The sequence below is a fragment of the Pseudomonas sp. IT-P44 genome (assembly GCF_949768225.1).
In the GTDB taxonomy this organism is placed as follows: Bacteria; Pseudomonadota; Gammaproteobacteria; order Pseudomonadales; family Pseudomonadaceae; genus Aquipseudomonas; species Aquipseudomonas migulae.
This window is the reverse complement of the sequence record NZ_CATKQM010000018.1, coordinates 46429-64282: the sequence shown is the minus strand read 5'-3', so window position 1 is coordinate 64282 and position 17854 is coordinate 46429. Positions and strand designations below refer to the sequence as shown.

22 protein-coding genes are annotated in these 17854 nt (G+C 60.6%); 9 read left to right on the top strand and 13 right to left on the bottom strand.

Annotated elements, in window-relative coordinates:
• Window positions 1-43: 43 nt before the first annotated feature.
• Together aat and trxB are read right to left on the bottom strand one after the other, a co-directional pair.
• Window positions 44-724 carry a leucyl/phenylalanyl-tRNA--protein transferase gene (gene aat, locus ACM6IO_RS11325; protein WP_192227335.1) on the bottom strand — a complete coding sequence of 227 codons (681 nt, stop codon included), beginning with the start codon at window positions 722-724 and terminating at the stop codon, window positions 44-46.
• 64 nt (window positions 725-788) lie between these two features.
• Window positions 789-1748 carry a thioredoxin-disulfide reductase gene (trxB, locus tag ACM6IO_RS11320; RefSeq protein ID WP_008029514.1) on the bottom strand — a complete coding sequence of 320 codons (960 nt, stop codon included), beginning with the start codon at window positions 1746-1748 and terminating at the stop codon, window positions 789-791.
• Between the two features lie 295 nt (window positions 1749-2043).
• On the opposite strand from trxB, the gene ACM6IO_RS11315 reads away from it, so the two are divergent.
• The 6 genes from ACM6IO_RS11315 (at window position 2044) to cysG (ending at window position 9680) form a co-directional block, all read left to right on the top strand.
• Window positions 2044-4452: a DNA translocase FtsK gene (locus tag ACM6IO_RS11315; RefSeq protein ID WP_414911485.1), complete on the top strand. Its 2409-nt coding sequence runs from the start codon at window positions 2044-2046 to the stop codon at window positions 4450-4452.
• 65 nt (window positions 4453-4517) lie between these two features.
• A complete protein-coding gene (gene lolA / locus ACM6IO_RS11310; protein WP_008043813.1) occupies window positions 4518-5141 on the top strand; it encodes an outer membrane lipoprotein chaperone LolA in 624 nt (207 codons plus the stop codon).
• Window positions 5142-5292: 151 nt separating this feature from the next.
• Window positions 5293-6615: a replication-associated recombination protein A gene (locus tag ACM6IO_RS11305; RefSeq protein WP_008029505.1), complete on the top strand. Its 1323-nt coding sequence runs from the start codon at window positions 5293-5295 to the stop codon at window positions 6613-6615.
• Entirely contained in the window at window positions 6615-6989 is a 375-nt protein-coding gene (crcB, locus tag ACM6IO_RS11300) for a fluoride efflux transporter CrcB (RefSeq protein WP_192227337.1), read from the top strand. The genes ACM6IO_RS11305 and crcB overlap by 1 nt, the downstream gene beginning before the upstream one ends.
• A gap of 15 nt (window positions 6990-7004) precedes the next feature.
• Complete coding sequence (serS, locus tag ACM6IO_RS11295; protein WP_414911484.1) at window positions 7005-8285, top strand: serine--tRNA ligase; 1281 nt, start codon at window positions 7005-7007, stop codon at window positions 8283-8285.
• Window positions 8286-9680 carry a siroheme synthase CysG gene (cysG, locus tag ACM6IO_RS11290; protein ID WP_008029501.1) on the top strand — a complete coding sequence of 465 codons (1395 nt, stop codon included), beginning with the start codon at window positions 8286-8288 and terminating at the stop codon, window positions 9678-9680.
• Between the two features lie 137 nt (window positions 9681-9817).
• On the opposite strand, the gene ACM6IO_RS11285 is transcribed toward cysG, so the two are convergent.
• From ACM6IO_RS11285 to ACM6IO_RS11245, 9 genes are all read right to left on the bottom strand, one after another.
• Window positions 9818-10825, bottom strand: a complete 1008-nt coding sequence (locus ACM6IO_RS11285) for a glutathione S-transferase family protein (RefSeq protein WP_008043794.1) — start codon at window positions 10823-10825, stop codon at window positions 9818-9820.
• Window positions 10826-10915: 90 nt separating this feature from the next.
• Window positions 10916-11917, bottom strand: a complete 1002-nt coding sequence (locus ACM6IO_RS11280) for a glycosyl transferase family protein (RefSeq protein WP_414911483.1) — start codon at window positions 11915-11917, stop codon at window positions 10916-10918.
• Window positions 11914-12249, bottom strand: a complete 336-nt coding sequence (locus tag ACM6IO_RS11275; protein ID WP_008043792.1) for a TusE/DsrC/DsvC family sulfur relay protein — start codon at window positions 12247-12249, stop codon at window positions 11914-11916. The genes ACM6IO_RS11280 and ACM6IO_RS11275 overlap by 4 nt, the downstream gene beginning before the upstream one ends.
• Window positions 12246-12539 carry a sulfurtransferase complex subunit TusB gene (gene tusB / locus ACM6IO_RS11270; RefSeq protein WP_414911482.1) on the bottom strand — a complete coding sequence of 98 codons (294 nt, stop codon included), beginning with the start codon at window positions 12537-12539 and terminating at the stop codon, window positions 12246-12248. The genes ACM6IO_RS11275 and tusB overlap by 4 nt, the downstream gene beginning before the upstream one ends.
• Window positions 12539-12901 (bottom strand): sulfurtransferase complex subunit TusC, encoded by a 363-nt coding sequence (gene tusC, locus ACM6IO_RS11265; RefSeq protein ID WP_192227340.1) that lies wholly within the window; start codon window positions 12899-12901, stop codon window positions 12539-12541. The genes tusB and tusC overlap by 1 nt, the downstream gene beginning before the upstream one ends.
• 1 nt (window position 12902) lies before the next feature.
• A complete protein-coding gene (gene tusD / locus ACM6IO_RS11260) occupies window positions 12903-13295 on the bottom strand; it encodes a sulfurtransferase complex subunit TusD (protein ID WP_192227466.1) in 393 nt (130 codons plus the stop codon).
• A gap of 206 nt (window positions 13296-13501) precedes the next feature.
• On the bottom strand, window positions 13502-14206 hold the full coding sequence (locus ACM6IO_RS11255; RefSeq protein WP_008029486.1) for a YoaK family protein: 705 nt from the start codon (window positions 14204-14206) through the stop codon (window positions 13502-13504).
• Window positions 14207-14234: 28 nt separating this feature from the next.
• Window positions 14235-14564 (bottom strand): DUF6388 family protein, encoded by a 330-nt coding sequence (locus ACM6IO_RS11250; RefSeq protein WP_008029485.1) that lies wholly within the window; start codon window positions 14562-14564, stop codon window positions 14235-14237.
• Window positions 14565-14584: 20 nt separating this feature from the next.
• On the bottom strand, window positions 14585-14833 hold the full coding sequence (locus ACM6IO_RS11245) for a hypothetical protein (RefSeq protein ID WP_008045271.1): 249 nt from the start codon (window positions 14831-14833) through the stop codon (window positions 14585-14587).
• 160 nt (window positions 14834-14993) lie between these two features.
• On the opposite strand from ACM6IO_RS11245, the gene ACM6IO_RS11240 reads away from it, so the two are divergent.
• Complete coding sequence (locus tag ACM6IO_RS11240; protein ID WP_008029480.1) at window positions 14994-15344, top strand: hypothetical protein; 351 nt, start codon at window positions 14994-14996, stop codon at window positions 15342-15344.
• Between the two features lie 86 nt (window positions 15345-15430).
• On the opposite strand, the gene ACM6IO_RS11235 is transcribed toward ACM6IO_RS11240, so the two are convergent.
• The gene (locus ACM6IO_RS11235) at window positions 15431-15874 is read right to left on the bottom strand and encodes a GNAT family N-acetyltransferase (RefSeq protein WP_223416595.1); all 444 of its coding nucleotides are present in this window, start codon (window positions 15872-15874) and stop codon (window positions 15431-15433) included.
• Between the two features lie 147 nt (window positions 15875-16021).
• Here ACM6IO_RS11235 and ACM6IO_RS11230 point away from each other — a divergent pair, with 147 nt between their 5' ends.
• The gene (locus tag ACM6IO_RS11230) at window positions 16022-16459 is read left to right on the top strand and encodes a hemerythrin domain-containing protein (RefSeq protein ID WP_414911481.1); all 438 of its coding nucleotides are present in this window, start codon (window positions 16022-16024) and stop codon (window positions 16457-16459) included.
• A 50-nt stretch (window positions 16460-16509) separates the two neighbouring features.
• Window positions 16510-17097 carry an NUDIX domain-containing protein gene (locus ACM6IO_RS11225; protein ID WP_008045277.1) on the top strand — a complete coding sequence of 196 codons (588 nt, stop codon included), beginning with the start codon at window positions 16510-16512 and terminating at the stop codon, window positions 17095-17097.
• A gap of 108 nt (window positions 17098-17205) precedes the next feature.
• On the opposite strand, the gene ACM6IO_RS11220 is transcribed toward ACM6IO_RS11225, so the two are convergent.
• A complete protein-coding gene (locus ACM6IO_RS11220) occupies window positions 17206-17715 on the bottom strand; it encodes a methylated-DNA--[protein]-cysteine S-methyltransferase (protein WP_414911480.1) in 510 nt (169 codons plus the stop codon).
• Window positions 17716-17854 lie beyond the last annotated feature (139 nt).

Genomic DNA, 17854 nt, shown 5'->3' with positions numbered 1-17854 from the left:
TATAAGCTTTGAATTAAGTGTAAGCCACGCGCGCGAAAGTCGCTCAGCAAACCCAGGTGGCACGGCTGGGTTGATCCAGATGCTGCGCAAGATAGCGGGCAAACTCGCGACGAGGAATGGCGCGGGCGCCCAGGCTGTGCAAATGATCGGTGGGCATCTGGCAGTCGATCAGCACGAAACCCGAGTCTTTCAGATGTTTGACCAGGGTGGCAAAGCCGAATTTGGAGGCGTTGTCGGCGCGGCTGAACATGGATTCGCCGAAGAACAACTGCCCCATCGCCAGGCCATAGAGCCCGCCGACCAGTTCACCCTGATCCCAGACCTCCACCGAATGCGCGTAGCCCCGCTGGTGCAGCGCCAGGTAGGCGTTCTGCATCGCTTCGGTGATCCAGGTTCCGTCGGCATAATCGCGCGGTGCAGCGCACGCGCGAATGACCGCAGCAAAATCCTGATCAAAGGTCACTTGATAGCGTTGCTGACGCAGCAGCTTGCTGAGGCTGCGCGAAACATGCAGTTCGTCGGGAAACAGCACGGTACGCGGATCCGGCGACCACCAGAGAATCGGCTGGCCTTCCGAAAACCACGGAAAGCAGCCATGGCGATAGGCCTGAATCAGACGATCGGCGGACAGATCGCCGCCCGCAGCCAGCAATCCGTTGGGATCGCGCATGGCTTTTTCCAGCGGCGGGAAGGTCAGGGTGTTGCGTTGTAACCAAGTCAGCATGGCATTCGGGCTTACAGAAGGGGAGGGCAGTGGTGGGCGTTTGGGCCCACCGTGAAGTTTGCCGTCAAACGGCCGGAATGTCGTCGAGGTATTTCTCGGCGTCGAGTGCGGCCATGCAGCCGGCGCCGGCGGAAGTGACGGCCTGGCGATAAACATGGTCGGCCACATCGCCTGCGGCGAACACGCCGGGGATCTCGGTGGCGGTGGCATCGCCTTCGCTGCCGCCTCTGATCAGCAGATAACCGTCACGCATTTTCAGCTGGCCTTCAAACAGTCCGGTATTGGGCTTGTGGCCAATGGCGATGAACACGCCGGCCACCGACAGCTCGCTGGTTTCGCCGCTGTGGCTTTCGCGCAGGCGGGCGCCGGTTACGCCGCTGGCATCGCCCAGCACTTCATCGAGATTCTGGTTCCAGTGCAAACGGATATTACCGTTGGCGGCTTTTTCGAAGAGTTTGTCCTGAAGGATTTTCTCCGAGCGCAACTTGTCGCGTCGGTGGATCAAGTGGACTTCCTTGGCGATGTTGGACAAATACAACGCTTCTTCAACAGCGGTATTGCCGCCACCGACTACGGCGACCACCTGATTGCGGTAGAAGAAGCCGTCGCACGTTGCACAGGCTGAAACCCCTCTGCCGGCGAAGGCCTCTTCCGAGGGCAGGCCCAAGTACTGCGCCGAAGCGCCGGTGGCGATAATCAGTGCGTCGCACGTATAAGTGCCGCCGTCGCCGATAAGTTCGAACGGGCGCTGTTGCAACTTGGCTGTGTGGATGTGGTCGTAAACGATCTCTGTGTCAAAGCGCTCGGCGTGTTTTTGCATGCGTTCCATCAGTACCGGGCCGGTCAGGCCTTCGACGTCCCCGGGCCAGTTGTCGACTTCGACAGTGGTGGTGAGCTGGCCACCTGCCTGTATGCCGGTAATGACCACAGGTTTGAGGTTGGCGCGGGCGGCATAAACCGCTGCACTGTAACCGGCAGGGCCGGAACCCAGAATGATCAGGCGGCAATGCTTGGATTCGCTCATAAAACACCTCATAAGCCTTTGTCACGAAAGAGAATGCGTGCTCAAATTGAATCGCAATCGGTGCGCCGTTAGCTATGCTGATCCATGGCCTGCCAGCATGGCATCGTACGAACAAACCCGTACAATGCGTGCCGGTCACTTGAATATTCAGTGCGCCCCGTGTTTATAAAAACCGGAGTGCAGTGTTAAAAGTAGTCCCAGTTGCGCCGGTTAACTTTTTTACCTGCCTGGATTGGGCAGTTTTTTATAGTCATTCAACAGATGGACGCGCCATAGGCGCAGGAAAAGAAGCGTTTTGAAGAAATCCACCGCAGCACCTAAACCAGCCGTCGTTCCGCTCTGGCGCCAGCATTTGCACTACCGGCTCAAGGAAGGTGCATTGATCGCCATCGGCGGCCTGTGCCTGTTCCTGATGATGGCCTTGTTGACTTACGGCAAGGACGATCCGGGCTGGAGCCATAACAGCAAGATCGACGATGTTCAGAACTTTGGCGGACCGGTCGGCTCCTACAGTGCCGACATCCTGTTCATGGTGCTGGGTTACTTCGCCTACATTTTCCCGCTGTTGCTGGCGGTCAAGACCTACCAGATCTTCCGTCAACGCCACGAGCCGTGGCAGTGGAGCGGCTGGCTGTTTTCCTGGCGCCTGATCGGCCTGGTGTTCCTGGTGCTGTCGGGCGCGGCCCTGGCTCACATCCATTTCCATGCACCGACCGGTCTGCCGGCCGGCGCGGGCGGCGCGTTGGGCGAAAGCCTTGGCGACCTGGCCCGCAATGCGCTGAATATCCAGGGCAGCACCTTGCTGTTCATCGCGTTGTTCCTGTTCGGCCTGACGGTGTTTACCGACCTGTCGTGGTTCAAGGTGATGGACGTTACCGGCAAGATCACCCTCGACCTGTTCGAAGTGTTCCAGGGCGCGGCCAACCGCTGGTGGGCTGCCCGTGTCGAACGCAAGCAGCTGGTTGCGCAGTTGCGTGAAGTCGATGATCGCGTGCATGAGGTGGTCGCACCGACCGTTACCGACAAGCGCGAGCAAGCCAAGGTCAAGGAACGCCTGATCGAGCGCGAGCAAGCCCTGAGCAAACACATGTCGGACCGCGAGAAGCAGGTCCCGCCGGTGATTGCCCCCGCGCCGCCGAAACCCGCCGCGCCAAGCCAGCGCGTGGAAAAAGAGAAACAGGCGCCGCTGTTCGTCGACAGCGCCGTCGAAGGCACCTTGCCGCCGATCTCGATTCTCGATCCTGCGGAAAAGAAACAACTCAACTATTCGCCTGAATCTCTGGCGGCTGTCGGCCACTTGCTGGAAATCAAGCTCAAGGAATTCGGCGTCGAAGTCTTGGTAGACTCGATTCACCCGGGCCCGGTGATTACCCGTTACGAAATCCAGCCTGCCGCCGGGGTCAAGGTCAGCCGTATCGCCAACCTGGCGAAAGACCTGGCGCGTTCCCTGGCCGTGACCAGCGTGCGGGTGGTGGAAGTGATTCCGGGCAAGACCACCGTCGGTATCGAGATTCCCAACGAAGACCGGCAGATCGTGCGCTTCTCCGAAGTGCTCTCGACGCCTGAGTACGACAACTTCAAATCCCCGGTCACCCTGGCCCTGGGTCATGACATCGGCGGCAAGCCGGTCATCACCGACCTCGCGAAAATGCCGCACTTGCTGGTGGCCGGTACGACAGGTTCCGGTAAGTCGGTGGGTGTGAACGCGATGATTCTGTCGATCCTGTTCAAGTCCGGCCCGGAAGACGCCAAGCTGATCATGATCGACCCGAAAATGCTTGAGTTGTCGATCTACGAAGGCATTCCGCACCTGCTGTGCCCGGTCGTGACCGACATGAAGGACGCGGCCAACGCCCTGCGCTGGAGCGTGGCGGAGATGGAGCGGCGCTACAAACTGATGGCGAAGATGGGCGTGCGAAACCTGTCCGGCTTCAACGCTAAGGTCAAGGAAGCCCAGGACGCCGGCACGCCGCTGAGCGATCCGCTGTACAAGCGCGAAAGCATTCACGACGAAGCGCCGCTGCTGACCAAGCTGCCGACCATTGTCGTGGTGGTCGACGAATTCGCCGACATGATGATGATCGTCGGCAAGAAGGTTGAAGAGCTGATCGCCCGTATCGCCCAGAAGGCCCGTGCCGCCGGTATCCACTTGATCCTCGCGACCCAGCGTCCGTCGGTTGACGTGATCACCGGTCTGATCAAGGCGAACATCCCGACGCGCATGGCGTTCCAGGTGTCGAGCAAGATCGACTCGCGGACCATCATCGACCAGGGTGGTGCCGAGCAGTTGCTGGGCCACGGTGACATGCTCTACATGCCGCCGGGCACCAGCCTGCCGATTCGTGTGCATGGTGCGTTCGTGTCCGATGACGAGGTTCACCGGGTGGTGGAAGCCTGGAAACTGCGCGGTGCGCCTGAATACAACGATGACATCCTCGCCGGTGTCGAAGAGGCCGGTAGCGGCTTTGAGAATGGCGGTGGCGGCGGTGATGACGATGCTGAAACCGATGCGCTGTACGACGAAGCGGTGCAGTTCGTGCTGGAAAGCCGTCGCGCGTCCATCTCTGCGGTTCAGCGCAAGCTGAAGATCGGCTACAACCGCGCCGCACGCATGATCGAAGCCATGGAAATGGCCGGGGTCGTGACGTCCATGAACACCAACGGTTCGCGTGAAGTCCTGGCGCCTGGCCCGGTGCGCGACTGATTTGATTTGCAAGGATGGTGCGGTGACGCACCGTCCGAACTCCCACGAATGTTATGAGGACTCCCATGCGTCTTATCCGCATGCTGTTGCTGCCGGTTCTGGCTTTGACCACGCTCTCGGCCCACGCCGATGACAAGGACGTGGCACGTCTGACCCAACTCCTGGAAAAATCCCAGACCCTGACCGCACGCTTCTCGCAGCTGACCCTCGATGGCAGCGGCACCCAGTTGCAGGAAACGGCCGGTGAAATGTCGCTGCAGCGCCCGGGCCTGTTCTACTGGCACACCGATGCGCCGGCGGAGCAAGTCGTGGTTTCCGACGGCAAGAAAGTGACCCTGTGGGACCCGGACCTGGAACAGGCCACCATCAAGACCCTCGATCTGCGTCTGAGTCAGACGCCGGCATTGTTGTTGTCCGGTGACGTGTCCAAGATCAGCCAGAGCTTCGCCATCAGCGCCAAGGAAGCCGGCGGGGTGATTGACTTCACCCTGAAGCCGAAATCCAAGGACACCCTGTTCGACAGCCTGCGCCTGTCGTTCCGCAATGGCCTGGTCAATGACATGCAACTGATCGACAGCGTCGGCCAGCGTACCAACATCCTGTTTACCGGCGTGAAGGCCAACGAGCCGATCCCGGCGTCGAAGTTCAAGTTCGACATCCCTAAAGGCGCGGACATCATCCAGGAATAAACCGCAGCCCCTTGTAGGAGCCGGCTTGCTGGCGATGGCGGTTTATCATTCAACAACGATGTTGACTGACCCACCATCGTCGGAACGCCGCCCGCAGCAAGCCGGCTCCTACAGGTATTGCGGTGTTCATAGTGAGGTTTCATAAGCAGTGATGGACCTGTTTCGCAGCGCCCCGATAGCTCAGCCCTTGGCCGCCCGTTTGCGTGCGGCCAATCTGGACGAGTACGTCGGTCAGGAACACGTGCTCGCTCGCGGCAAGCCTTTGCGCGAAGCGCTGGAGCAGGGTGCGCTGCATTCGATGATTTTCTGGGGCCCGCCGGGTGTGGGCAAAACCACCCTGGCGCGTTTGCTGGCGGAAGTCTCGGATGCGCACTTCGAAACGGTCTCGGCTGTATTGGCCGGCGTGAAAGAAATCCGCCAGGCGGTGGAAATCGCCAAGCAACAGGCCGGTCAGTACGGCAAACGCACCATCCTGTTCGTCGACGAAGTGCACCGCTTCAACAAATCGCAGCAGGACGCCTTCCTGCCGTACGTCGAAGACGGCACGCTGATTTTCATCGGCGCGACCACGGAAAACCCCTCGTTCGAACTCAATAACGCGTTGCTCTCCCGGGCGCGCGTCTACGTGCTCAAAAGCCTCGACGAAGCGGCGCTGCGCAAACTGGTGCATCGCGCGCTGACCGAAGAGCGTGGCCTGGGCAAACGGCAACTGACCCTCAGCGATGAAGGCTTTCAGATGCTGCTGTCCGCCGCCGATGGTGATGGTCGACGCCTGCTCAACCTGCTGGAAAACGCCTCGGACCTTGCCGAAGACAACAGCGAAATCGGCGTCGATCTCCTGCAAAGCCTGCTCGGTGACACCCGTCGGCGGTTCGACAAGGGCGGCGAAGCTTTTTATGACCAGATTTCCGCGCTGCATAAATCGGTGCGCGGCTCCAATCCGGACGGCGCGTTGTACTGGTTTGCACGGATGATCGATGGCGGTTGCGATCCGCTGTACCTCGCCCGGCGCGTGGTGCGCATGGCCAGCGAAGACATCGGCAACGCCGACCCCCGCGCCTTGAGCCTGTGCCTGGCCGCGTGGGAAGTGCAGGAGCGCCTCGGCAGCCCGGAAGGCGAGTTGGCGGTGGCCCAGGCCATCACCTATCTGGCCTGCGCGCCGAAAAGCAATGCGGTGTACATGGGTTTCAAAGCCGCGATGCGCAGCGCCACCGAACACGGTTCGCTGGAGGTGCCGTTGCACCTGCGCAATGCCCCGACCAAGTTGATGAAGCAACTCGGTTACGGCGACGAGTACCGTTATGCCCACGATGAGCCGGATGCCTACGCCGCCGGCGAAGACTACTTCCCCGAAGAGCTTGAGCCGCAACCGTTCTATCAGCCAGTGCCACGCGGCCTGGAGCTGAAGATCGGCGAGAAGCTCAATCACCTTGCGCAACTTGACCGTTTAAGCCCCCGGCAGCGGAGAAAATAGTGCTTCCATTGATTGTTGCGGTTTCCGTCGGCGGGATCGCTGGCACGTTGTTGCGCTTCGCCACCGGCAATTGGGTCAACGCTAATTGGCCACGGCACTTCTATACCGCGACGCTGGCCGTTAATATCGTCGGCTGTTTGCTGATCGGCGTTCTATACGGTCTGTTTTTGATTCGCCCGGAGGTGCCTTTCGAAGTGCGCGCCGGGCTGATTGTCGGCTTCCTCGGGGGGCTGACGACTTTTTCATCCTTTTCACTGGATACGGTGCGCCTGCTGGAAAGCGGGCAGGTGCCACTAGCCCTGGGCTATGCTGCCATCAGCGTATTCGGCGGGCTGCTCGCCACCTGGGCCGGCCTGTCCTTGACCAAACTTTGATAACGAGAGACCGACATGCTCGATTCCAAACTGTTACGTAGCAACCTTCAGGACGTAGCGGACCGCCTGGCATCCCGTGGCTACACGCTGGATGTTGCGCGCATCGAAGCGCTGGAAGAACAGCGCAAGACCGTCCAGACCCGCACCGAAGCACTGCAGGCTGAACGTAATGCGCGCTCCAAATCCATCGGTCAGGCCAAGCAGCGCGGCGAAGACATCGCGCCGTTGATGGCGGACGTCGAGCGCATGGCCAACGAATTGAGCGCCGGCAAAGTCGAGCTGGACGGGATTCAGACCGATCTGGATTCGATCCTGCTTGGCATCCCGAACCTGCCGCACGAATCCGTGCCAATCGGCGATGACGAAGACGGCAACGTTGAAGTGCGCCGCTGGGGCACCCCGACCACGTTCGATTTCCCGGTCCAGGACCACGTCGCTCTGGGCGAGAAATTCGGCTGGCTGGACTTCGAAACCGCCGCCAAGCTGTCCGGCGCGCGATTCGCCCTGTTGCGCGGCCCGATCGCCCGTCTGCACCGCGCCCTGGCGCAGTTCATGATCAACCTGCACACCAGCGAGCACGGTTACGAAGAGGCCTACACGCCTTATCTGGTCCAGGCGCCGGCGCTGCAAGGCACCGGTCAATTGCCGAAATTCGAAGAAGACCTGTTCAAGATCGCTCGCGAAGGCGAGGCCGATCTGTACCTGATCCCGACCGCTGAAGTGTCGCTGACCAACATCGTCGCCGGCGAAATCGTCGATTCGAAACTGCTGCCGATCAAGTTCGTCGCCCATACGCCGTGCTTCCGCAGTGAAGCTGGTGCGTCGGGTCGCGATACCCGCGGCATGATTCGCCAGCACCAGTTCGACAAGGTCGAGATGGTCCAGATCGTTGAGCCATCGACCTCGATGGAAGCGCTGGAAGGCCTGACCGCCAACGCCGAGAAAGTCCTGCAGTTGCTGGAACTGCCTTATCGCACCCTTGCGCTGTGCACCGGCGACATGGGCTTCAGCGCCGTCAAGACCTACGACCTGGAAGTGTGGATCCCGAGCCAGGACAAATACCGCGAGATTTCGTCGTGCTCCAACTGCGGCGATTTCCAGGCCCGTCGCATGCAAGCGCGTTTCCGCAATCCGGAAACCGGCAAGCCTGAGTTGGTTCACACCCTGAACGGTTCCGGTCTGGCGGTCGGTCGTACCCTCGTTGCCGTGCTGGAAAACTACCAGCAGGTCGACGGTTCGATCCGTGTGCCGGACGTGCTGAAACCGTACATGGGTGGCCTCGAGGTCATCGGCTAAATGGACTATCTGCCGCTGTTTCACAACCTTCGCGGCAGTCGTGTGTTGGTCGTCGGTGGGGGGGAAATTGCCTTGCGCAAATCCCGCCTGCTGGCCGAAGCCGGTGCGCTGCTGCGGGTGGTTGCGCCTGAAATCGAACCGCAACTGCGTGAACTCGTTGCCGGCAGCGGTGGCGAGTGCCTGCTGCGTGGCTACGTCGAAGCGGATCTGGACGGCTGCGGGCTGATCATTGCCGCCACCGATGATGAACCGCTGAATGCACAAGTCTCCGCCGATGCTCATCGGCGTTGCGTGCCGGTCAACGTGGTGGATGCGCCAGCCTTGTGCAGCGTGATCTTCCCGGCGATCGTCGACCGTTCGCCATTGATCATCGCGGTTTCCAGTGGCGGCGATGCGCCGGTGCTGGCGCGGTTGATCCGCGCCAAGATCGAAACCTGGATTCCTTCCACCTACGGTCAACTGGCCGGTCTGGCTGCGCGTTTTCGCAGTCAGGTCAAAGGCCTGTTTCCGGATGTACAGCAGCGTCGGGCGTTCTGGGAAGATGTGTTCCAGGGGCCGATTGCCGACCGGCAACTGGCCGGGCAGGGCGCTGAAGCCGAGCGCATGATGCAGGCGAAAATCAGCGGTGAAGCGCCGGTTGCCACGGGTGAGGTGTACCTGGTCGGTGCCGGGCCGGGTGATCCCGACCTGTTGACCTTCCGCGCCTTGCGCCTGATGCAGCAAGCCGATGTGGTGCTGTATGACCGGTTGGTGGCGCCGGCGATTCTCGATTTGTGCCGTCGCGATGCCGAACGGGTCTACGTCGGCAAGCGTCGCGCCGATCACGCCGTGCCGCAGGATCAGATCAACCAGCAACTGGTGGACCTGGCCAAACAGGGCAAGCGCGTGGTGCGGTTGAAGGGCGGTGATCCGTTCATCTTCGGCCGTGGCGGTGAAGAGATCGAAGAACTGGCGGCCCATGGCATCCCGTTCCAGGTGGTGCCGGGCATCACGGCGGCCAGCGGTTGCGCGGCGTACGCCGGGATTCCACTGACCCACCGCGATTACGCGCAGTCGGTGCGATTTGTCACCGGGCACCTGAAGGACGGTTCCACCGATTTGCCGTGGGGTGACCTGGTTGCGCCGGCGCAAACCCTGGTGTTCTACATGGGGCTGGTGGGCTTGCCGATTATCTGCGAGCAGTTGATCAAGCATGGTCGCGCAGCGGATACGCCGGCGGCGTTGATTCAGCAGGGCACCACGGTGAATCAGCGGGTGTTTACCGGCACCTTGGCCGATCTTCCACGATTGGTGGCGGAGCATGAAGTACATGCGCCGACGCTGGTAATTGTTGGGGAAGTGGTGCAGTTGCGCGAGAAACTGGCTTGGTTTGAAGGGGCTCAGGCGCAAGTCTGAAGACCGCGTCGCTTCCTTCGCGGGCAAGCCTCGCTCCTACAGATTTTATGTTGTTCGCACGATTGCGGGTGGACACAAAACCTGTAGGAGCGAGGCTTGCCCGCGAAGGGGGCCTCAAAATCGAAATAGAACCCGGATCAGGCGCTGTTCTTGCGCCAAACCCCTTTCCCACTCAACCGCGCCCGATCATGCGCCACGGTAAAGTCCTGCTCCGGCCCCTTCGGCACAACCCCGGTCGGGTTGATGGTCTTGTGACTGCCATAGTAGTGGTTCTTGATGTGCTGAAAATCCACCGTCTCGGCAATCCCCGGCCACTGATAAATCTCGCGCAGCCAGTTCGACAGGTTCGGATAATCGGCAATCCGCCGCAGGTTGCATTTGAAGTGCCCGTGATACACCGCGTCAAAGCGGATCAGCGTGGTAAACAGGCGAATGTCCGCTTCAGTCAGGTATTCGCCCACCAGATAACGATTGGCGTCTAACAGCTGTTCCAGTCGATCCAGTTCCGCAAACAACCCGTCAAACGCCTCTTCATAAGCCGTCTGCGATGTCGCGAACCCGGCACGGTACACGCCGTTGTTCACCGCCGGATAAATCCGCTCATTCAACGCATCGATCTCGCCGCGCAACGGCGCCGGATAGAAATCCAGGTCATTGCCGGTCAAGTCATCGAATGCGCCGTTGAACATGCGGATGATCTCCGCCGATTCATTGTTGACGATGCGATTCTGCTGCTTGTCCCAGAGCACCGGCACGGTGACGCGACCCGTGTAGTCGGCAGTGTCGGCGGTATAGCGCTGGTGCATGAAGTTGAAGTGATCGAGCTTGTCGCCGGTCGAGCCGAAGTGCTTGTCGAAGGTCCAGCCGTTTTCCAGCATCAGCCAACTGACCACCGACACGTCGATCAGGCTTTCAAGGCCTTTGAGTTTGCGCAGGATCAGTGTGCGATGCGCCCACGGACAGGCGAGCGATACGTAGAGGTGATAACGACCCGCTTCGGCGGCAAAGCCACCCACACCGGTCGGGCCGGGCGTGCCGTCGGCCGTCAGCCAGTTTCGACGCTGCGCCTGTTCGCGCTGGAACGCGCCGTCCTTGCTGCTTTCGTACCACTGGTCATGCCAGCGACCTTCGACTAACAAACCCATGTTCAAGACTCCTCAACCGATAAGCGTTGGAGAGGAGTCTATTCCGATAGGTTCGATAAAAAAGCGCAAAGGTTGGGCGCTTATGATCGGTTAAATCGATCTGTCCCGTGCGTCCCAATATTTCTGGGCTGTTTCGAAGGCGATTTCGCGAGGTTGGCCGAGGCCGCGTAGTGCGAGGGCCATTGTCGCAATCAGCGCCATTTGCGGATAACTGTCGACCACGTCGCCACGCCATACGGCTTTCAAATGTTCGGGATCGAGAGAGGCGGGTTTGACATGGCGTTGCGCCGACAGCTGCGGCCATTCCTCATCCCAGCTCTCGCCGCCGGTGGTGCCGTACAAGTGGCTGTCGGTGTCGGGGTTGATCTCGATCTCGCCGCCATCGCCCTTGACCACAATCGCGGTGTCGCCGAGCAAGCCGCTGGCATCGCGATGCACCGCCTGGTAGCCGGGGTGGAAAATGCTTTGTAGGCCGCAGCGGGCGTTCAACGGATTGAGAATGCGCGTCAGGGAGTGGATCGGCGAGCGTAGGCCCAAGGTATTGCGCAGGTCGATCATGCGTTGCAGTTGCGGCGCCCAATCCACCAGCGGCATGAACGCCAGGCCGCCGTTATCGAGCGCAGCGCCGACTTGCTGCCAGTTGCGGCACAACGGGATCTTCAGCTCATCCAGCAGTTGCTCGCTGTACAGCCGCCCGGCCGTGTGTGCGCCGCCGCCGTGCATGAAAATCCGCACGCCGTTTTGCGCCAGGCACTTGGCCGCCAGCAGATACCACGGCAGATGGCGTTTCTTGCCGGCGTAGGTCGGCCAATCCAGATCGACATTCAAGGCCGGTGGTTGCAAGCGCTCACGCAGGGCTTCGGTGAAGCCGGCCATTTCCTCGGCGCTTTCTTCCTTGTGCCGCAGCAGCATCAGAAACGCACCGAGCTGAGTGTCTTCGACCTTGTCGTCGAGCACCATGCCCATGGCTTCGCGGGCTTCCTCGCGGGTCAGGTCGCGGGCGCCGCGCTTGCCTTTGCCGAGGATCCGCACGAATTGGGCGAAGGGGTGTTCGGCGGGCGTTTCTAGAGTCAGTACTGGATAATCGGTCATAAGCAATTCGTCGGTTTGGGCAGGCCCGCCAGTTTCGCGGCGAGTTTGGCAGGGGTGCCTTTGAACAGTCGGTTCAGGTGCAGGCTGTTGCCTTTTTCCGGGCCGAGCTTCAACGCTGTGTACTTGATCAGCGGACGTGTCGCCGGGGACAACTGGAACTCGGCGTAGAAGCTGCGCAGCAATTCGAGGATTTCCCAGTGCTCGGGGCTCAACTCGATGTCTTCGGCAGCGGCGAGGGCGCTGGCCACGTCGGCGGACCAGTCACTCAGTTCAACCAGGAAACCGTCCTTGTCCAACTCGATGGCGCGGGCGCCGACCGTCAGTGCATTCATAACCAGCTGTTGACCTTGTCGTAGTGAATCGACAGTTCGACGAAGGCGGGATAATCGATCGCCTTGGCCGTATCCGGAACCTCCACCGCACGAGCCTGGGCGTCTTCGACCAATACGAACAGCGTCGGGTTGCCGGCGATCAGTGCGTTGAAGGGCGCGGTGCCTGGTTGCAACGCATACACCGCGTCACCGGTCAGCAGCAGCGCATCGTTCGCGCCGATCAGGCGCAGACAACTGCTCAGGCGGTCGTCGCCGAACGGGGAATGAGACAACACATGCAAAGTCGACATCAGAGGGTGATCACCTGGTCGTAACGGTCAATAAGGGCGGTGATTTCGCGGGCGGCCAATACCTGGGCGTCCTCCAGCGACAAGCTGTTCGGGGCCAGGCCGCGCTCGGCGGCGCTGTCGCCGCAGACGAACAGGTCTTCGACGCCGAACATCGGCAACGCTTGCAGGTTGGCGCTCAAGTCTTTCTGTTGTAGGGCCTTGGCGTCCTGTTTCGGCGCGAGCTGGAACACACCGTCATCAAGAAACAGCAGGCCGATCGGCAGGTCGAAGGCACCTCCGGCCAGCACGATGTCCAGTGCTTCACGTGCGCTCGGCCCGGACCACGGCGCCTGACGGCTGATAATCAGCAAGGATTTAGGCATGTCACGCACCTCCGAAACAGATCAGTCGGTCGGCGTCCTGCACCGCGTCATGCAACTGACCGAGACCGGACAATTCCCACGGCGCGCCGACGGCGACCGCTTCGCGCTGATAACGCCGGGCCTCTTCGTCGTTCAACACGCCACGACGCAGGGCGGCGGCGATGCAGACGACGCCGTCCAGTTGATGCTCGGCCACAAAGGCGCGCCATTGCTTGGGCAGGTCCAGTTCATCCTGCGGCGTGACCACGCTGGCGGACGCGTTGTAGACGCCATCCTGATAGAAAAACAGCCGGACAATCTCATGCCCGCCGGCCAGCGCAGCTTGGGCGAACAGCAAGGCACGGCGCGAGGAGGGCGCATGGGCGGCGGAAAACAGCGCGATGGCGAACTTCATGACGGACTCGATCAGTAAAACTGCGGCCATGATAAGGCGTGGACCGAGTTGTCGCCATCGTCGGATCGCCGCCCGCAGCAAGCCGGCTCCTACAGGATCTGTGTCTTATGCAAGACCGCGGCCCACCGCATACCCCTTGTAGGAGCCGGCTTGCTGGCGATGGCGGCCTGCCAGGCAGCCTCAAGGTTCCGGATGTACACCCGAGCTCAGCGCGGCATATACCCCAACTGCCAACGCCGTGGAATCCTCAACGACAGCACGCCAAGTGCCCCCGCCAGCAACCCGCTGACAAACAACGCCCTGAGTCCAAGATGATGCTCCAGCACAGCCCCCAGCACCGCGCCGGCAAACATTCCGGTCCAGGGAATCAACTGCACCCGCCAGCCATTGCGCCGCTCGCCAAGCATCCAGCGTCCCAGCCCGCGACCGAAGCGCGACAGGGCGCCCGTCACGTAAGTCAGGCCCACCGGCAGGCCATTCACTTCTTCGACGGCGGCATTGAGCATGCCCATCGCGATGATCGCCGCCAGCAGCGCCGGCAATTGTTCGTCATAAGGCCAGGCCGCTGCCGCACACAGCAACATGGCGATGCACAACAGCAAGGGCAGCGCGCGGCGCCCGCCGACACGGCTGACGACAATGCCCAAGGCGTTGCCGAGGATGAACGTGGCCACGAGCAGCAGCAGGCGCAGGGTCAGGCCCATGTCGCCGTCGCTGATCGCCACGGCGAGGCGGGTGGTGTTGCCGCTCATGAAGGAGACGAAATCGCCGCTGGCCATGAAGCCGATAGCGTCGGTCATGCCGGCGAGTACCGAGAGTGCGGCCACCAGCGACAGGCCGATGCGGCCGCGCCATTTCTGAGTGTGCAGATGCCCCGGACTGGCGCGGGTCGTGGAGGACGAAGGCAGCATCGGTGGCGGGATCCTTGTGCGGCGACGGTTATGGGATCAGACCATATAACTCGCAATACTCCAGCCAGTCCATCCCCGCCATCTCGGCCACTTCCCGGTGTACGTTCAGGCGTTGAGCTTCGTAGTCCTCCGGTGTCGCGGCGGTCAGTTGCAGGGTCAGCTCCCAGGCAAACAACCCCAGGCGTTCGGCCTCGGCTTCGAACGCTTCATGCAAGCGCTCGTCGCGAAACTGCGCTGCGGTTTCGCCCTTGGCCTGAGCCAGCAACGGGTTGAGGTTGTCGAGTTCGTGGCGCAGTTCAGGTCGCTCATCGAGAAACTTCTGCAGCGCCTGCTCGTGTTGCTGTTCGGTTGCCGCCATGGTCGCTCCTTGAGAATGGGTTACACGGACTGCTTCTTGCTGGCCTTGGCCGCTGCGGCCAGGCATTCGAGGGCAAACTGCTCGCAGTAGGTCATCTGGATCGGCGTGGTTTCGCCCTTGACGGTGCGTTCGCCGTCGAGGATGTAACGGATCCGCTTGTCGGTGACGCCGATTCGCTTGGCGATCCAGGAAGGCGTCTGGCCGATCTGGCTGATCAGCTTGTCGGCATATTCAGCGGTCGGTTTGTAGAATTCGGCGTTGGGTGTCATGGACGTTCCAAAAAAATGAGCCCGAAAACAGGGGCGATGCAGCGGTTGGCGCGACAGGGTGCGCGAATCGTTGCGCGGTGTCGCGGTATAAATGAAGTAAAGCAGAACGATACGCCGGCCCACGGTGATACAGTCCGCTTTTTCTTGATGAGCACACGCAATGCGAATTCTGATGGTGGCGCTGGCCGCAACGTTGCTGGCGGGATGCGCCGGTTCGGTGATGAACGATGCCCGCACGGGCACCCCGTACAAAACCCTGACTTCGGACAAGCCGGAAAAAGTCGTCGCCCAGTGCGTGCAGTTCGCCTGGCAGGACGAGGCGGTATTCGGCGTCGATGCGGGCGCGTATTTGCAGCCGGGCAAGAAGGGCGGGTCTACCGTTTACACGCGTTCGGCGGAGTCCTTTGTGGACGTGACCACCGATGCGTCAGGGACGGCGTTGAGTTACTACGCGCAGCATGACGACTTTGTCGCCAAGCGCCGTTTGGCGGCGCTGGCTACCTGCCTCTGATCTTTTGAGCACCGCAATACCTTTGTAGGAGCACGGCTTGCCGGCGAAGGCGATTTCACGGACGCCTTCGCTGGCAAGCCATGCTCCTACAGGGAGAGTTCGGCTTTATTGATCAGGCGCTTCTGGAAAAAGAAGCGCTTGTGCCCCGGCGGGTAGTCAACGATCTGCCCCAACTCGCTGAACCCAAGCTTCTTGTAGAACTCCGGCGCCTGAAAGTCGAAGGTGTCCAGCCAGATCCCGATGCATTCCTTCTCCCGCGCCAGGTCTTCGGCCATCTGCATCAGTCTGGAGCCGATGCCTTGCCCCCGGCCCTGTTCCGGCACCGACAGCAATTCGATAAACAACCATTGATAGAAAAACCGGCCGTACAGCCCGCCGAGAATCTCGCCCTGGTCATTGCGCACCAGCAGGGCCAGCGGTTGCGCTTTGCCGTCCCCCGCTTGGGCGACGTTGTAGGCCCGCAACGGTGCGAGGATCGCCTCGCGATCTTCCGGTGTCGGGTTGTGCGACTGTTCGATGCTGAGTGTTATCGGCTACATCCTTATGGCAGTGATGCACGAGCGTATCCGGGTCGCGACGATTGTTCTATCCCTTGTTATTCAGAGGAACCGTCGCCAGCGCGCAGATGTCTAGCCTTGTACAGCGTCATTCCAGAACGCGGCCGATGAGGATTGCCAATGAACATTTTCGAAGCCTTGCGCGAAAGCCACGACCGCCAGCGCACCTACGCCGTCGCATTGGTCAAGACCAGCGGCGACACCCCGGAGCGCGTTGAAGCCTACAAGCAGCTCAAGTCCGAACTCCAGGCACACGAAACCGCAGAAGAGCGGCATTTTTATATCCCGCTGATGGAGTTCGACAACGGTGTCGACCTCAGTCGCCACGCGATTTCGGAACATCACGAGATGGACGAAATGATGGAAGAACTCGACGAGACCGAGATGTCCAGCCCGGCCTGGCTGGTGACCGCGAAGAAGCTCTCCGAGAAGGTCCATCACCATCTGGAGGAGGAAGAGCAGAAGTTCTTCCAGATGGCCGGCAAGCTACTCGACGATAAGCAGAAAGAAACGCTCGCCAGGCAATACGAGAAGGAATACAAGGCTCAACTTTCGTGAGGGCCTTCGTCTAAGATGGGCGTTTTCTGACGAAATAAGGATGCGTTGTCATGCCGAACACAGCCGAACGGGTCAACATCGTCGAGTCCCAGGTGTTGTCCCACGACTGGTATCTGCTGAAGAAAATCACCTTCGATTACCAGCGCAACAACGGCGAATGGCAACGCCAGACCCGCGAGGTCTACGACCGTGGCAATGGCGCGGCGATTCTGCTGTTCAACCGAGAGAAGAAAACTGTCGTACTGACCCGGCAATTCCGCTTGCCGGTGTTCGTCAATGGTCACGACGGTCTGTTGATCGAGGTGGCTGCGGGATTGCTCGAAGGCGCTGCGCCCGAAGAACGCATCCGCGATGAAGCGGAGGAAGAAACCGGTTATCGCGTGCACCATGTGCAGAAGGTGTTCGAGGCGTACATGAGCCCCGGCTCGGTGACTGAAAAACTGCATTTCTTCATCGCCGAATACGATGCTTCATCGAAAGTCGGCGAGGGCGGCGGGCTCGAAGAAGAGACCGAAGAACTGGAAGTGCTGGAGTGGCCGTTCGAGGCCGCACTGGAAGCGTTTTATCGCGGGGAGATCTGCGACGCGAAGACCATCATGCTGCTGCAGTACGCCGCCATGAAAAATATGTTCACCTGAGCACGCAATCCCCTGTAGGAGCGAAGCTTGCTTGCGAAGGTGTGTCAGCAGCGGTGCTGTCGCCTGACACACCTTCGCGAGCAAGCTTCGCTCCTACATAAAGCAAGGTCAAAAGCCTTCGAGACGTCCGGTTTTACCTCGGCCGCCTTCCAGCGTCAGCAGCAATTCCTTCGCCTCAAGCCCACCCGCAAACCCGGTCAATTTCCCCGACGCGCCGATCACCCGATGGCACGGCGCAATAATCGAGATCGGGTTCTTGCCATTCGCCGCGCCCACTGCACGCACTGCGCTCGGGTTGCCGATCTGCTCGGCAATCTGGCTATAGCTGCGCGTTTCGCCGAACGGAATGGTCAGCAGGGCCTGCCACACCTTTTTCTGAAAGTCCGTACCGGCGAAATCCAGTTCCAGGTCGAAGCGGTTTCGTGTGCCGGCGAAGTATTCCTGCAACTGTTGAACCGCGCGCACCAGGACCGGGTTGTCCGCCGCCTGACTCATCGGCCCGAGCCGTACGCGATTTGGTTTGTCGTTTTCCCAGAGGATGGCCGCCAGTCTCGAACCGTTCGCAACCAGCTTCAACTCGCCGACCGGCGACGCCATGGTGGTGAAGGTGTAACTCATGCGGGCGGACTCCGAAAACAGGTGAGCAGGCGGTAAGCATACTGCCTCGACGGAGAGGCGCAATACGCAATCCCGACCATACTGCGTACTGCTCTTGAAACGTTTTCTCTGTTTTTTTACCGACCCTAAAAACAAAAAG

Bases quoted from the DNA above. Each gene is read 5' to 3' on its own strand.
- ACM6IO_RS11230 (WP_414911481.1), top strand. From the start codon at position 16,022: ATGAACATTTTCGAAGCCTTGCGCGAAAGCCACGACCGCCAGCGCACC.
- ACM6IO_RS11255 (WP_008029486.1), bottom strand. From the start codon at position 14,206: ATGCTGCCTTCGTCCTCCACGACCCGCGCCAGTCCGGGGCATCTGCAC.
- ACM6IO_RS11305 (WP_008029505.1), top strand. From the start codon at position 5,293: ATGGACCTGTTTCGCAGCGCCCCGATAGCTCAGCCCTTGGCCGCCCGT.
- tusD (WP_192227466.1), bottom strand. From the start codon at position 13,295: ATGAAGTTCGCCATCGCGCTGTTTTCCGCCGCCCATGCGCCCTCCTCG.
- ACM6IO_RS11225 (WP_008045277.1), top strand. From the start codon at position 16,510: ATGCCGAACACAGCCGAACGGGTCAACATCGTCGAGTCCCAGGTGTTG.
- ACM6IO_RS11280 (WP_414911483.1), bottom strand. From the start codon at position 11,917: ATGACCGATTATCCAGTACTGACTCTAGAAACGCCCGCCGAACACCCC.
- ACM6IO_RS11285 (WP_008043794.1), bottom strand. From the start codon at position 10,825: ATGGGTTTGTTAGTCGAAGGTCGCTGGCATGACCAGTGGTACGAAAGC.
- cysG (WP_008029501.1), top strand. From the start codon at position 8,286: ATGGACTATCTGCCGCTGTTTCACAACCTTCGCGGCAGTCGTGTGTTG.
- ACM6IO_RS11250 (WP_008029485.1), bottom strand. From the start codon at position 14,564: ATGGCGGCAACCGAACAGCAACACGAGCAGGCGCTGCAGAAGTTTCTC.
- serS (WP_414911484.1), top strand. From the start codon at position 7,005: ATGCTCGATTCCAAACTGTTACGTAGCAACCTTCAGGACGTAGCGGAC.
- ACM6IO_RS11245 (WP_008045271.1), bottom strand. From the start codon at position 14,833: ATGACACCCAACGCCGAATTCTACAAACCGACCGCTGAATATGCCGAC.
- tusC (WP_192227340.1), bottom strand. From the start codon at position 12,901: ATGCCTAAATCCTTGCTGATTATCAGCCGTCAGGCGCCGTGGTCCGGG.
- aat (WP_192227335.1), bottom strand. From the start codon at position 724: ATGCTGACTTGGTTACAACGCAACACCCTGACCTTCCCGCCGCTGGAA.
- lolA (WP_008043813.1), top strand. From the start codon at position 4,518: ATGCGTCTTATCCGCATGCTGTTGCTGCCGGTTCTGGCTTTGACCACG.
- ACM6IO_RS11240 (WP_008029480.1), top strand. From the start codon at position 14,994: ATGCGAATTCTGATGGTGGCGCTGGCCGCAACGTTGCTGGCGGGATGC.
- trxB (WP_008029514.1), bottom strand. From the start codon at position 1,748: ATGAGCGAATCCAAGCATTGCCGCCTGATCATTCTGGGTTCCGGCCCT.
- ACM6IO_RS11275 (WP_008043792.1), bottom strand. From the start codon at position 12,249: ATGAATGCACTGACGGTCGGCGCCCGCGCCATCGAGTTGGACAAGGAC.
- ACM6IO_RS11220 (WP_414911480.1), bottom strand. From the start codon at position 17,715: ATGAGTTACACCTTCACCACCATGGCGTCGCCGGTCGGCGAGTTGAAG.
- tusB (WP_414911482.1), bottom strand. From the start codon at position 12,539: ATGTCGACTTTGCATGTGTTGTCTCATTCCCCGTTCGGCGACGACCGC.